This window comes from Georgenia sp., assembly GCF_054605595.1.
In genome coordinates, this window is record NZ_JBTSDU010000097.1 from 1 (window position 1) to 12,928 (window position 12,928).

General features: G+C 73.4%; 10 protein-coding genes and 1 pseudogene. 7 read left to right on the plus strand and 4 right to left on the minus strand.

Annotation, left to right across the window (positions count from 1 at the left end; all coding sequences use genetic code 11):
* From ACYC1Z_RS11140 to purQ, 7 genes and pseudogenes are all read left to right on the plus strand, one after another.
* On the plus strand, positions 1 to 650 hold a 650-nt coding region (locus tag ACYC1Z_RS11140), incomplete at its 5' end, for an ABC transporter permease (RefSeq protein WP_461409598.1).
* Between the two features lie 53 nt (positions 651 to 703).
* The gene (gene acs, locus ACYC1Z_RS11145; RefSeq protein WP_461409607.1) at positions 704 to 2,683 is read left to right on the plus strand and encodes an acetate--CoA ligase; all 1,980 of its coding nucleotides are present in this window, start codon (positions 704 to 706) and stop codon (positions 2,681 to 2,683) included.
* 31 nt (positions 2,684 to 2,714) lie between these two features.
* Positions 2,715 to 4,001, plus strand: a complete 1,287-nt coding sequence (gene sfnG, locus ACYC1Z_RS11150) for a dimethylsulfone monooxygenase SfnG (RefSeq protein ID WP_461409599.1) — start codon at positions 2,715 to 2,717, stop codon at positions 3,999 to 4,001.
* Positions 3,998 to 5,353 (plus strand): annotated as a pseudogene (locus ACYC1Z_RS11155) (O-acetylhomoserine aminocarboxypropyltransferase/cysteine synthase family protein); the annotation flags it as partial. The gene sfnG and the pseudogene ACYC1Z_RS11155, both read left to right, overlap by 4 nt.
* A 356-nt stretch (positions 5,354 to 5,709) precedes the next feature.
* Positions 5,710 to 6,213 (plus strand): CoA-binding protein, encoded by a 504-nt coding sequence (locus tag ACYC1Z_RS11160; protein ID WP_461409600.1) that lies wholly within the window; start codon positions 5,710 to 5,712, stop codon positions 6,211 to 6,213.
* 221 nt (positions 6,214 to 6,434) lie between these two features.
* On the plus strand, positions 6,435 to 6,689 hold the full coding sequence (locus ACYC1Z_RS11165; RefSeq protein ID WP_461409601.1) for a phosphoribosylformylglycinamidine synthase subunit PurS: 255 nt from the start codon (positions 6,435 to 6,437) through the stop codon (positions 6,687 to 6,689).
* Complete coding sequence (gene purQ, locus ACYC1Z_RS11170; protein WP_461409602.1) at positions 6,689 to 7,399, plus strand: phosphoribosylformylglycinamidine synthase subunit PurQ; 711 nt, start codon at positions 6,689 to 6,691, stop codon at positions 7,397 to 7,399. The genes ACYC1Z_RS11165 and purQ overlap by 1 nt, the downstream gene beginning before the upstream one ends.
* 27 nt (positions 7,400 to 7,426) lie before the next feature.
* Here purQ and ald read toward each other — a convergent pair whose 3' ends face one another.
* From ald to ACYC1Z_RS11190, 4 genes are all read right to left on the minus strand, one after another.
* On the minus strand, positions 7,427 to 8,542 hold the full coding sequence (gene ald, locus ACYC1Z_RS11175; RefSeq protein ID WP_461409603.1) for an alanine dehydrogenase: 1,116 nt from the start codon (positions 8,540 to 8,542) through the stop codon (positions 7,427 to 7,429).
* Between the two features lie 121 nt (positions 8,543 to 8,663).
* On the minus strand, positions 8,664 to 10,325 hold the full coding sequence (locus ACYC1Z_RS11180; protein ID WP_461409604.1) for an ABC-F family ATP-binding cassette domain-containing protein: 1,662 nt from the start codon (positions 10,323 to 10,325) through the stop codon (positions 8,664 to 8,666).
* Between the two features lie 108 nt (positions 10,326 to 10,433).
* On the minus strand, positions 10,434 to 11,525 hold the full coding sequence (locus ACYC1Z_RS11185) for a MaoC/PaaZ C-terminal domain-containing protein (RefSeq protein ID WP_461409605.1): 1,092 nt from the start codon (positions 11,523 to 11,525) through the stop codon (positions 10,434 to 10,436).
* The coding region (locus tag ACYC1Z_RS11190) for a 3-oxoacyl-ACP reductase (RefSeq protein ID WP_461409606.1) at positions 11,522 to 12,928 on the minus strand (1,407 nt) is incomplete at its 5' end. The genes ACYC1Z_RS11190 and ACYC1Z_RS11185, both read right to left, overlap by 4 nt.

Here is a 12,928-nt window from a genome sequence, read left to right on the forward strand (position 1 = left end):
TCCCCGCCCCGAGCAGCGTGCTGGCGGCCGGGGTCGATCTCCTCGGGCGCGGCGAGCTCGGCATCCACGTCGCCATCTCCACCCAGCGGGTGCTGCTGGGCTTCGCCATCGGCGCCGCTGCGGGCCTGGCTGCCGGTGCCGTCATCGGCCTCTCCCGCTGGGCCGCAACCCTCTTCTCGACGACGATCGGCGCCTTCCGGGCCGTGCCATCGCTCGCGTGGGTGCCGCTGCTCATGCTCTGGATCGGCATCGGGGAGAGCTCCAAGGTCACCCTCATCGCGATCGGGGCGTTCTTCCCGGTGTTCACCACCGTGGCCATGGCACTCGGGCACGTGGACAGGCAGATCGTCGAGGCCGGCCGGGCCTTCGGACTGCGTGGACTCCGTCTCCTTGCCACTGTCCAGCTCCCCGCCGTGGTCCCCTCGGTGATCTCCGGACTGCGGCTCGCGCTAGCCCAGGCGTGGCTGTTCCTGGTGGCCGCCGAGCTCCTTGCCTCCTCCATGGGCCTCGGCTTCCTGCTCACCGACTCCCAGAACAACGGGCGGGTGGACCGGCTGCTCCTCGCAGTCGTGCTGCTCGCCATCCTCGGAAAGCTCACCGACGCGTTGCTCGGCATCGTGGAGAAGTGGGCGGTGCACAAGTGGGCGTGACGACCACCCCGGCGAGCCACCCGGCCGCCGTCGAGCCCGCGGGGCCCGGCGGCGTGACGACTGCGCACGGCGCTCGCGCACCCGGCGGCGACGTCGAGGCCGGCGAGGCCGCCCGGATCGCCTACTGGGAGCAGCAGGCCCGGCGCCTGGACTGGGCCGAGCCATGGCACACCGCCCACACCTTCCGCCCCGCCGTCGCGACCGGGGCGCTGCGTCCCGACGGCACCCCCGAGCTCACCGTGCCGACCATCGAGTGGTTCGCCGGCGGGCGGCTCAACGTCGCTCACAACTGCGTCGACCGGCATGTCGCCGCCGGTCGCGGCGACAGGGTTGCCTACTACTTCGAGGGCGAGCCGGGCGACCGGCGCGCCATCACCTACGCCCAGCTGCAGCGTGCGGTCGCCCAGGCAGCCAACGCCCTGACCTCCCTCGGCATCGCCAAGGGCGACCGCGTCGTCGTCTACCTGCCCGTCATCCCCGAGACCATCGTCATCACGCTCGCCGTGGCCCGCATCGGTGCCGTGCACTCGCTCGTCCTCGGCGGCTTCTCCGCCGAGGCGCTGCGCTTCCGGGTGGAGGACACCGGCGCCAAGCTGCTCGTCACCTCCGACGGGCAGTACCGCCGCGGCCAGGCCGTCCCGGTCAAGACCAACGCCGACCACGCCCTCGCCGGCGAGAACGAGATCGAGCACGTCCTCGTGGTGCGCCGCACCACCGAGCCCGGCCGAGAGCACGAGGTGGCGTGGACGCCAGGCCGTGACGTCTGGTGGCACGACGTCGTCGAGACCTCGAGCGCCACCCACGTCCCGGAGTCCTTCGACGCCGAGACCCCGCTGTTCATCATGTACACCTCGGGCACCACCGGGCGGCCGAAGGGCCTGGTGCACACCTCGGGCGGCTACCTCACGCAGGCGTCGTCGAGCTACGAGCTGCTCTTCTCCCACCCCGACCTCGCCGAGCGGGAGCACGACGTCCACTGGTGCACCGCGGACCCGGCGTGGGTCACCGCGCACACGTACGAGATCTACGGGCCACTGTCCAACGGCGTCACCCAGGTCATCTACGAGGGCACCCCGACGACGCCGCACCCCGGCCGGCACTTCGAGATCATCGAGCGCTACGGCGTGACCAGCTACTACACCGCCCCCACCCTGGTGCGCTCCCTCATGGGCACGTTCCCCGACGGCCCGCCGGCGGAGTACGATCTCGGCTCGGTCCGTCTCCTGGGCACCGTCGGCGAGGCCACGAACCCCGAGGCGTGGCGCTGGTTCCGTGAGCACATCGGCCGCCGTACCGCGCCGGTGGTGGACACCTGGTGGCAGTCGGAGACGGGCGCGACGATCCTGTCCCCACGCCCCACCGATGCGACCTTCAAACCCGGCTGCGCCACCCGTGCCCTGCCCGGGGTGAGCACCAAGGTCGTCGGCGACGACGGCGCCGAGGTGCCGCCCGACGTCCAGGGCTACGTCGTCGTCGACCGTACCGGGCCCGCCATGGCCCGCACCGTGTGGCGTGACCCCCAGCGCTACCTCGACTCCTACTGGCGCAAGTTCGCCGCCCAGGGCTACTTCCTCGCCGGCGACGGCGCACGGCGCGACGAGGACGGCGACACCTGGATCCTCGGCCGCGTCGACGACGTCCTCAACGTCTCCGGCCACCGCCTGTCCACCATCGAGATCGAGTCCGCGCTCGTCGCCCACCCGTGGGTGATCGAGGCCGGTGTCGCCCCGACGGCGGACCCGCGCACCGGGCACGCCATCACCGCCTTCGTCGTCCTGCGCGACGGCGTCCCGCCCGCCGAGGTCACCGGGAGCCTGCGCGAGCACGTGGCCCGCGAGATCGGGCCCATCGCCAAGCCGGCCCACGTCGTCGTCGTCCCGGACCTGCCCAAGACCCGGTCGGGGAAGATCATGCGCCGCCTGCTCACCCAGCTCTACGAGGGCAGCGCCCTCGGCGACACGACCTCCCTCCAGAACGAACCCGCCGTCCCCGCCATCGCGGACGCCGTCGCGCGATTCAAGGAGTCCGCATGACCACCGCCGAACACACCTCCCAGGAGTCCGCATGAGCATCGACTACGCCACCCCGCTGAAGTTCGCCTACTGGGTGCCCAACGTCTCCGGCGGGCTGGTCGTCTCCACGATCGAGCAGCGCACGAGCTGGGACGGCGAGTACAACAAGACCCTCGCCCGCATCGCGGAGCAGAGCGGCTTCGAGTACGCCCTGACTCAGACCCGTCACGCCGCCGCCTACGGCGCCGACAAGCAGCACGAGGCCACCAGCTTCTCACTCGCGCTGCTGCTCGCCACCGAGCGGCTCAAGGTCATCGCCGCGGTGCACCCGGGCATGTGGCACCCCGGGGTGTTGGCGAAGTTCATCATCACCGCCGACCACCTCTCCGGCGGGCGGGCGGCCGTCAACGTCGTCTCGGGCTGGCTCAACGACGAGTTCGCCGACTTCGGCCTGCCGTGGCTCGAGCACGGCGAGCGGTACGTGCGCACCGAGGAGTTCATCCGGGCGCTGCGCGGCCTGTGGACCGAGCAGGGCTACTCCCAGTCGGGCGAGTACTACGACGTCAAGGACGTCACCCTGAACCCGCCGCCCGTGGACATGCCCCGCCGGCCACACCCGGAGATCTTCTTCGGCGGCAATTCCACCGCCGCGCAGTCCGCCGCCGGGCGCACCGCCGACTGGTACTTCTCCAACGGCCGCGACCTCGAGGGCTTCACGGAGAACATCGCCGGCGTCGCCCGTGCCGCCGCCGAGGCCGGGCGCGACCCCCGGTTCGGGCTCAACGGCTTCGTCATCGCCCGGGACTCCCGCCGGGAGGCCCGGGAGACGTTGCGCGAGATCGTCGCCAAGGCGCACCGCCCCGCCGTCGAGGGCTTCGCGGCCGCCGTCAAGGAGGCCGGGCAGTCCACCGCGGACGGCAAGGGCATGTGGGCGGACTCCACGTTTGAGGACCTCGTGCAGTACAACGACGGCTTCCGCACCGGGCTCATCGGCACCCCGGAGCAGATCGCCGAACGCATCGTCGAGTACAAGAAGGTCGGCGTGAACCTCCTGCTCACCGGCTACCTGCACTTCCAGGAGGAGGTCGCCGCGTTCGGGCGGGACGTCCTGCCGATCGTCCGCGAGCTCGAGGCGGACCTGGCTCGCGGCAACGGCACCGAGCTGCGGACCGACCTGCTCCCCGCCGTCGACCTCGACGCCGCCGCGGGCGCCGTCGCGACGTCACCCGGCGCGGTCCCCGTCGCGACGTCACCCACCGGCGCTTCGCCGTCGCCCGCACGCGAACCGGCGGAGCACGCCACCTCGACGCTGCACGCCGAGGAGGTCCTGGCCCGATGAGCGACCACCAGTTCGGGTTCCGCACCCGCGCCCTGCACGCCGGCGGCACGCCCGATGCCACCCACGGTGCCCGGGCCGTGCCGATCTACCAGACGACGTCCTTCGTCTTCAAGGACACCGACGACGCCGCCAACCTCTTCGCGCTGCAGAAGTACGGCAGCATCTACTCCCGCATCGGCAACCCCACGGTCGCGGCGTTCGAGGAGCGCATCGCCTCCCTCGAGGGCGGCATCGGTGCGGTCGCGACGGCGTCGGGCATGGCCGCGGAGTTCATCACCTTCACCGCGCTCGCCGGGGCGGGGGACCACATCGTCGCCTCGGCCCAGCTCTACGGCGGCACGATCACCCAGCTCGACGTGACGCTGCGCCGCTTCGGTGTGGAGACCACGTTCGTTGGCGCCACCGACCCGGCCGACTACGCCGCGGCGATCCGGGAGAACACCAAGGCCGTCTACGCCGAGGTCGTCGCCAACCCCTCCGGGGAGATCGCCGACATCGAAGGGCTGGCCAGGGTCGCCCACGACGCCGGCGTCCCACTGGTCCTGGATGCCACCGTCTCGACGCCGTACCTGGTCCGACCCTTCGAACACGGCGCGGACATCGTCATCCACTCCGCCACGAAGTTCCTCGGCGGTCACGGCACCACGCTCGGCGGCATCGTCGTCGAGAGCGGCCGGTTCAACTGGGGCAACGGCAAGTTTCCCCAGATGACCGAGCCGGTGGCGTCCTACGGCAATGTCTCCTGGTGGGGCAACTTCGGCGAGTACGGGTTCCTCACCAAGCTGCGCTCGGAGCAACTGCGCGACATCGGCCCCGCCCTGTCCGCGCAGTCGGCGTTCCAGCTCCTGCAGGGCGTGGAGACACTGCCGCAACGCATGGACGAGCACCTGCGCAACGCCCAGGCCATCGCCGAGTGGCTCGCCGCCGACGAGCGCGTCTCCTACGTCAACTTCGCCGGCCTACCCACGCACCCCCACCATGAGCGGGGGAAGAGGTACCTCCCGCGCGGCGTCGGCTCCGTGTTCGCGTTCGGGGTGCGGGGCGGGCGGGCCGCCGGCAAGGCGTTCATCGAGTCGCTCCAGCTCGCGAGCCACCTGGCCAACATCGGTGACGCGCGCACGCTCGTCATCCACCCCGGCTCGACGACGCACCAGCAGCTCTCCGCCGAGCAGCTCGCCGTCGCCGGGGTGCCCGAGGACCTGGTGCGGATCTCGGTCGGCCTCGAGGACCTCGAGGACCTCCTGTGGGACCTCGACCAGGCCCTCGACACCGCCCAGGAGGCCGTCGCCGCGCAGGCGGCAGCCGGTGCCGGCACCGCAGCGGGTGCACCGGTTGCGGGTGCGGGTGCCGACCGGCGCGCGGGTGCGGGTGCGGACCGGCCCACGGGTGCGGGTGCCGACCGGCCCACCGGTGTGGGAGCGGACCGGCCCACGGGTGCGGACCGGCGCGCGGGTGCGGACCGGCCCACGGGTGCGGACCGGCCCACGGGTGCGGGTGCCGACCGGCCCACCGGTGTGGGAGCGGACCGGCGCGCAGGTGCGGGTGCCGACCGACCCAGCCCTGCGGGTGTCGGCGGCCTGCCGTATGCCGTCTCCGCCGGGGTGGCCGCCCTGGCCGGGTCACCCGCGCCGGAGGACCCGGCGTGTGCCGTGTCGGGTGCGAGCTTGTCCGCCGAGCACGCCGCGGCGTCCTCGAACGGAGCCCGCCGATGACCGCCACCGACCCGACCATCCGCACCTGGGAGGGCCCCTCCGCCATCGACCGGCTCCGCATCTTGCGAGGCACGCGGTCGATCGCGATCGTCGGGGCATCGGACAAGCCGTCGCGGGCTTCGTACTTCGTCGCGACCTACCTGCTGTCCTCGACGTCGTACCGGGTGTACTTCGTCAACCCGGTCGTGGAGACGATTCTCGGCCACCGCACGTACGCCTCGCTCGCCGACCTGCCCGAGACACCGGACCTGGTGGACGTCTTCCGCCGGCACGACGACCTGCCGGGCGTGCTGGAGGAGACGGTCGCCGCCGGGGCGAAGACGCTGTGGCTCCAACTGGGCTCCTGGCACGAGCACGTGGCCCACGGCGCCGAGGCCGCCGGGATCGACGTCGTCATGGACCGGTGCGTGAAGATCGAGCACGCCCGCTTCCACGGCGGCCTCAACCTGGCGGGGTTCAACACCGGCGTCATCTCCTCCAAACGGCAGGTCATCGCGTAGGGGATCCGGGTGAGGGCACACCCGTTCGGCGTTGAACTCGTGCTCCCGGCGACGAACTCGCACCGCCGGAGTGCGAGTTCGTCGCCGGAATGACGAGTTCGCGGGCAGGGTGCCCCGGCCCCTGGGCACCCTGCCCATCCGACCAGCGGGCGGCCCGGCCCCGGGCGGGCCACAGCGGCTACGCTGATCGCGCCGCCGTCCGCCGAACCAGGAGCGCACCCATGGGACGCATCGTCGTCGAGGTCATGCCCAAGCCCGAGATCCTCGACCCACAGGGCAAGGCCGTCGCGGGGGCGCTACCGCGGCTCGGTCTGGACCAGTTCGCCGGGGTGCGGCAGGGCAAGCGGTTCGAGCTGACGGTGGACGGTGACGTGACCGCCGAGCTCCTCGCCGCCGCCCGCAAGGCCGCCGAGACCGCCCTGTCCAACCCGATCATCGAGGACGTCGTCGGCGTGTACGACGCGGAGCAGCGCTGATGGCGGCCGCGGGCGCCCGAATCGGTGTCGTCACCTTCCCCGGCACGCTCGACGACCGCGACGCCCAGCGGGCCGTCCGCCTGGCCGGCGCCGAGCCGGTGGCGCTGTGGCACGCCGACGCCGACCTCCACGGCGTCGATGCCGTCGTCCTGCCCGGCGGGTTCTCCTACGGCGACTACCTGCGCTGCGGCGCCATCGCCCGCTTCGCCCCCGTCATGACCGAGGTGCTCGCCGCCGCCCGCGCCGGCCTGCCGGTGCTCGGCATCTGCAACGGTTTCCAGATCCTCACCGAGGCGCACGTGCTCCCGGGCGCCCTCATCCGCAACGACCACCAGAAGTTCATCTGCCGCGACCAGCAGTTGCGGGTCGTCAACGCCGAGACGCCGTGGACGCGCGACCTCACCGCCGGCCAGGTCATCACCGTCCCGCTGAAGAACGGTGAGGGTGGCTTCGTCGCCGACGACGCCACGCTCGACCGACTCGAGGGCGAGGGGCAGGTCGTCTTCCGCTACGAGGGGTTCAACCCGAACGGATCGATGCGCGACATCGCGGGCGTGAGCAACGAGCGCGGTAACGTCGTCGGCCTCATGCCGCACCCGGAGCACGCCGTCGAGCCCGGCTTCGGTCCCGACGTCCCCGACGCGCCGCGCAGCGGCACCGACGGCCTGGCGCTGTTCACCTCGGTGCTCGGCTCCCTCGTCCACGCCTGAGCAGGGCCCCGCGCCCGAGCAGGCCCCTCACCCGAGCACGCCGGCCAACGGCGTCGCCGCGAGCCCGTGCGCCTGGGCGACGGGCGCGCTCACGAGTGCGCCGTCGTGCGTGTTCAGGCCCAGGGCCAGCGCCGGGTCGGCCCGCATGGCGCCGCGCCAGCCGCGGCTCGCCAGCTCCACCGCGTAGGGCACCGTCACGTTCGTCAGCGCATACGTGGACGTGTGCGGGACGACGCCGGGCATGTTCCCCACGCAGTAGAACTGGGTCTGGTGGACGCGGTACGTCGGGTCGTTGTGGGTGGTGGGGCGGGAGTCCTCGAAGCAGCCACCCTGGTCCACCGCGATGTCGACGACGGCGCTGCCCGGCTTCATCGCGGCCACCTGCTCGTTCGTGACGAGCTTCGGCGTCCGCGCCCCCGGCACCAGGACCGCGCCGACGACGAGATCGGCCGCCGTGACGGCCCGGGCCAGCTCGTACGCGTTCGACGCCACCGTCTGGAGTCGCCCCTGGAACAGGGCGTCCGCGTAGCGGAGCTTGGTGACGTTCTTGTCCAGCAGCACCACGTCCGCCTGCATGCCGATCGCGATCGCGGCGGCGTTCAGGCCGGCGACCCCCGCGCCGATCACCACCACGCGGGCGGAGTACACCCCGGACACCCCGCCCAGCAGCACACCGCGTCCACCCTCGGTACTGATGAGCGTGTGGGCCCCCACGATCGGCGCGATCCGGCCGGCCACCTCGCTCATCGGGGCCAGCAGCGGCAACGACCCGTCCGGTTCCTGGACCGTCTCGTACGCGATCGCCGTCACCCGTCGCCGCAGCAGCTCCTCGGTCAGGGCCCGGTCCGCCGCCAGGTGGAGGTAGGTGAAGAGCAGCTGTCCCGCTCGCAGATACCCGAACTCGGCCGGGACCGGCTCCTTGACCTTCAGCACCAGCTCCCCGGACTCCCACACCTCGGCCGCCGTCGCGCCGATCGTGGCGCCGGAGGCCACGTAGTCGGCGTCCGGGATGGCCGAGCCGCTGCCCGCCCCCGTCTCGACGACGACGTCGTGGCCCTGCCGGACCAGCTCGTGGACGCCGGCGGGGGTGATCGCCACCCGGTACTCGGCGTCCTTGACCTCGCGTGGCACCGCGATACGCATGAGAACCTCTCTCCCGGGGCGCTCCGTCGCGCCCCTCCGGGCGAGTGTAGGGCCGTCGTCGTCGCTCGCGCGCAGGTCCCGGGCACGGCCCGGCCGGCACCGCACGCTCGGTGGGCCGGGGTCAGGGCGCCTCGGTGAGCCGGCCGGTGTCCATCTCCCACCGGCGGGTCGCGCGCACGTTCGCCAGCATGCGGCGGTCGTGCGTGACCAGCAGCACCGTGCCGGGGAAGGACTCCACGGCCTGCTCGAGCTGGGTGATGGCGGGCAGGTCGAGGTGGTTGGTGGGTTCGTCCAGCACGAGCAGGTTCACCCCGCGTGCCTGGAGCAGCGCCAGGGCGGCGCGGGTGCGCTCGCCGGGGGAGAGGGAGGACGCCGGCCGGGTCGCGTGCTCGCCCCCGAGGCCGAACTTGGCCAGCAGCGTGCGGACCTCGGCGTCGGGCCAGTCCGGCACCACGGTGCCGAACGTCGCCGCCAGCGGGGCCTCGCCCCGGAACAGGCCGCGTGCCTGGTCCACCTCGCCGACGGCGACGCCCGAGCCGAGTGAGGCGCGACCGGTGTGGGGGGCGATCCGCCCCAGCAGCAAGTCCAGCAACGTCGACTTGCCGGAGCCGTTGGCGCCGGTGATGACGATGCGGTCCCCGTAGTCGACCTGGGCCGTCACCGGGCCCAGCGTGAAGGCGTCGGCGCCGCGGTGCACGACGGCGTGGTCGAGCGTGGCGACCACGCTGCCGCTGCGCGGTGCGGCGGCGATGGACATCTGCAGCGCCCACTCCTTGCGGGGCTCCTCGACCTTCTCGAGCCGCTCGATCGCCCGTGCCGTCTGGCTCACCTTGGCTGCCTGTTTCTCGGTCTGGGAGATCGCGTGCGCCTTGCCGTGCTTGTCCGGCTCCCGCGCCGCCTTCTTGCGGGCGTTGCGGATGCCCTTGTCCACCCAGGACCGCTGCATCTGGGAACGCGACTTGAGGGAGCCGAGCTGGTCGGCGTACTCCTCGTAGGACTCCCGGGCATGCTGCCTGGCCAGCTCGCGCTCGGTGAGGTAGGCCTCGTAGCCGCCGTCGAACACGCTGACCCGCTGCTGCGCGAGGTCGAGCTCGACGATGCCGGTCACCGAGCGGGCGAGGAACTCGCGGTCGTGGCTGACGATGACGAGCGGGGCGCGGGAGTCGGCGACGAACCGTTCGAGGCGCGCCAGGCCGGCGAGGTCGAGATCGTTGGTCGGCTCGTCCAGCAGCAGGATGTCGTACCGGGACAGCAGCAGTGCGGCGAGCGCCGCCCGGGCTGCCTCGCCGCCGGACAGCGTCGCCATCGGCGCGTCCAACGTGACGCCGAGGCCGACGTCCGCCGCGGCGGCGGCCGCCCGCTCGGCCAGGTCCGCACCGCCGAGCGCGAGCCAGCGCTCGAGAGCCAGCGAGTACGTCTCCGCCGCCGCCGCGTCCTCGGGTGCGGCGGCCATCGCGTCCGCGGCGGCGTCGATGGCGGTGGTGGCGTCGGCGACCCCGGTGCGCCGGTGCAGCAGGCCCAGCACGGTTTCACCCGCGCGGCGCTCCGGCTCCTGGGTGAGGTAGCCGATGGTGGCGCGGGGCGGGGCGAGCGTGGCCCTGCCCTCGATGTCCGCACCGGTGGGCAGGCCGGCCAGGGCGGCCAGCAACGTCGACTTGCCCGACCCGTTGGCGCCGACCAGACCCCAGACGTCCCCGGGTGCGACGGTGACGGTCAGGTCGGCGAACAGGCGGCGGGCGCCGCGCGCGGCGCCGAACCCGTTGACGTGCAGCGTGGCGGACACCTGTGGGAGCGTACCGGCCGCGCGCGGCCCGAAGTAGGCATGTCCCGGGTTGACAACGAGCGAGTTGTGAGCATGTGACCGAACCTGTGGGCCGTGGACGGATCCGGGTCAGATCGGTCGGACGGCCCCGGTCACGTGGAGGCGTCCGGAGCGGGTGTCCGTGAGCGAGTACTCGGTGCCCGACCGGGTCGGCACCGCCGCTCCGCCTGCCAGATCTGGCGCTGCCGCCACACCCGCGCCGGCAGTGAGGGACAGGATCACGTCGCTCGGCAGCAGCACCGGTTTGGCGAACTCCGCCGTCCACTCGAATGGCCCGGGCTCCCGGCGGACGGCGGCCAACGCACGGGCAGCGGTGTACATGCCGTGCGCGATCGGCCGGGGGAACCCGAACAGTCGGGCCCCCAGCTTCGAGATGTGGATGGGGTTGCGGTCCCCGGAGACGGTGGCGTACCGGCGCCCGGTGTCGGCGGCCAACCGCCAGCGGGCCGCAACCGCTGCGGCCGGTGGCGCGCCCGCTCCGACCGGTGGCACGCCCGCTGCGGCCGCGCCGCCCGATGCCTCGCGCGCCGTGCTCGCCGCACCGTCAACCGCGCCCGCGGGCGTTCCCGCCGGGTGCGCGTCCTCCGGTGCGGCACCGTCGAGGTGGCGTCCCTTGGCGAGGTAGGTCGACGTCCCGCGCCACACCTCGTCCACGCCGACCCGCACGCTCACCACCACGTCCACCTGGGTGCCGCGCGGGTGCGCGCGCAGCGCCTCGGCCCATGCCCGCACGTCGAGCTCCTCGCCGAGCACGAGCGCCCGGCGCTGGACCACCCGGTTGGCGATGTGCACCATGCCGAGCACCGGCAGCGGGAAGTCGGCGCGCACCATGACGGCCATCGCGAGCGGGAATGCGAGCACGTGGACGTACCCGGCGGGCAGCTCGTCCGTACCCGGCTCGCCGATGACGTGCTGGTACCGGGTGAGCTGTGCCGCATCGGCACGCACCCCGTCCGCCCGCAGCACCACCTGGGGCAGGCCGCCGCCGGCGAGCGGCCGCGAGGACATCACGAGGGCCCGGCTGCGCCCGATCGCCCGGGCGTAGAGCGCACCGAGCGGTGGCACGGCCGGGAGGACCTCCTCCCCGTACCCCGGGGGTGGGCCGCCCGCCCGGAGGCCGCCGGCGGTGGCCCGGGAGCCGGGCCGCGTGGCGCCCGTCACTGGCCCACCAGGAGCTGCCCGCACACGCGCAGCACCTGCCCGTTGATGCCGCCGGCCTGCGGGGAGGCCAGGAACGCGATCGCCTCGGCGACGTCGACCGGCCGGCCGCCCTGCTGCAGCGAGCTGGTCCGACGCGACAGCTCGCGCGCCACCGGTGGGATCGACGCCGTCATATCCGTCTCGATGAACCCGGGCGCGACGGCGTTGACCGTCCCCCCGGCTCTCCCCACCGGGCCGGCGAGTGCCCGCGTCATCCCGATGATCCCGGCCTTCGCGGCGCCATAGTTCGTCTGCCCGCGGTTCCCGGCGATGCCCGACGTCGACGCGAGCGAGATGATCCGCGGCGCCACCCCACCACCGAGCACGCCGGGTGCCGCGAACGTCTCGTTCATCCGCAGCGGTGCGGCGATGTTCACCGCCAGCAAGCCCTCGAACCGCTCCGACGTCATGTTCGCGAGCAGCTTGTCCCGCAGGATCCCCGCGTTGTGCACCACGACGTCCAGGTGCCCGTAGCGCTCGCGGGCGACGGCCAGGATGCGCTCGGCGGCGTCGTCGACGGTGATGTCGAGCTGGAGCGCGGTGCCATGCACCTCATTCATCACCGCAGCGAGGCCCTCGCCGGCGGCCGCGACGTCCACGCCGAGCACCTGCGCGCCATCGCGCGCGAGCACCCGGGCCACCTCCGCCCCGATCCCGCGCGCCGCCCCGGTGACGACGGCGACCGCACCCACGAGCGGGCGCGTCCAGTCCGCCGGGTCCGTGCCGCCGTCGGTGCCGACGGTGAGGAGTTGGCCGTCCACGAACGCCGAGCGGGCCGAGAGCAGGAACCGCAGGCCGCCGCGCACCGATGGGGCGCCGACGTCGACACCTTCCGCCAGGACCAGGCCGTTGCCGGTGGCACCCGCGCGCAGCTCCTTGGCGAGCGAGCGCAGGAAGCCGTCGACGCCCTGCCTAGCCGCGGCCACGGCAGCACCGGTGGACCAGTCCTGGCCCACCGCGGCACTGCCGGGCCAGTCCTGGCCCGCCGCCGGGCCGGGCCGCGAGAGTGTCACGACCCGCCCGCCCGGCGCCAGCGACCGCAGCACGGAGCCGAGCTGGAGGGCCGGTGCGGCCAGTGCGTCAGGGTGGTCCAGCGCCGTCAGCACGACGACGACGCCGCCCCACCGCTGGTGCTCGGGCAGGCGGGTGTCGCGCCGCACGTCCAGGTCCCAGGCGAGCAGCCCGGCGGAGACGGCGTCGGCGTCCGCCGTCGAGGCGGCGTCGGAGAGCACCAGGACCGGACCGGGTGCGAGCGGGACGTCCACCGATGCCGGGTCGGTCCGCCGCAGCCGGACCGGGCGGGGCAGCCCGAGCTTCTTCGCGACCGTGGCGGGCAGGCCGCCGCTGACGAGGTCGAGATACGT

Excerpts from the sequence above, each read along its gene's own strand:
- sfnG (WP_461409599.1), top strand. The coding sequence starts at position 2,715 with ATGAGCATCGACTACGCCACCCCGCTGAAGTTCGCCTACTGGGTGCCC.
- ACYC1Z_RS11160 (WP_461409600.1), top strand. The coding sequence starts at position 5,710 with ATGACCGCCACCGACCCGACCATCCGCACCTGGGAGGGCCCCTCCGCC.
- ACYC1Z_RS11165 (WP_461409601.1), top strand. The coding sequence starts at position 6,435 with ATGGGACGCATCGTCGTCGAGGTCATGCCCAAGCCCGAGATCCTCGAC.
- purQ (WP_461409602.1), top strand. The coding sequence starts at position 6,689 with ATGGCGGCCGCGGGCGCCCGAATCGGTGTCGTCACCTTCCCCGGCACG.
- ald (WP_461409603.1), bottom strand. The coding sequence starts at position 8,542 with ATGCGTATCGCGGTGCCACGCGAGGTCAAGGACGCCGAGTACCGGGTG.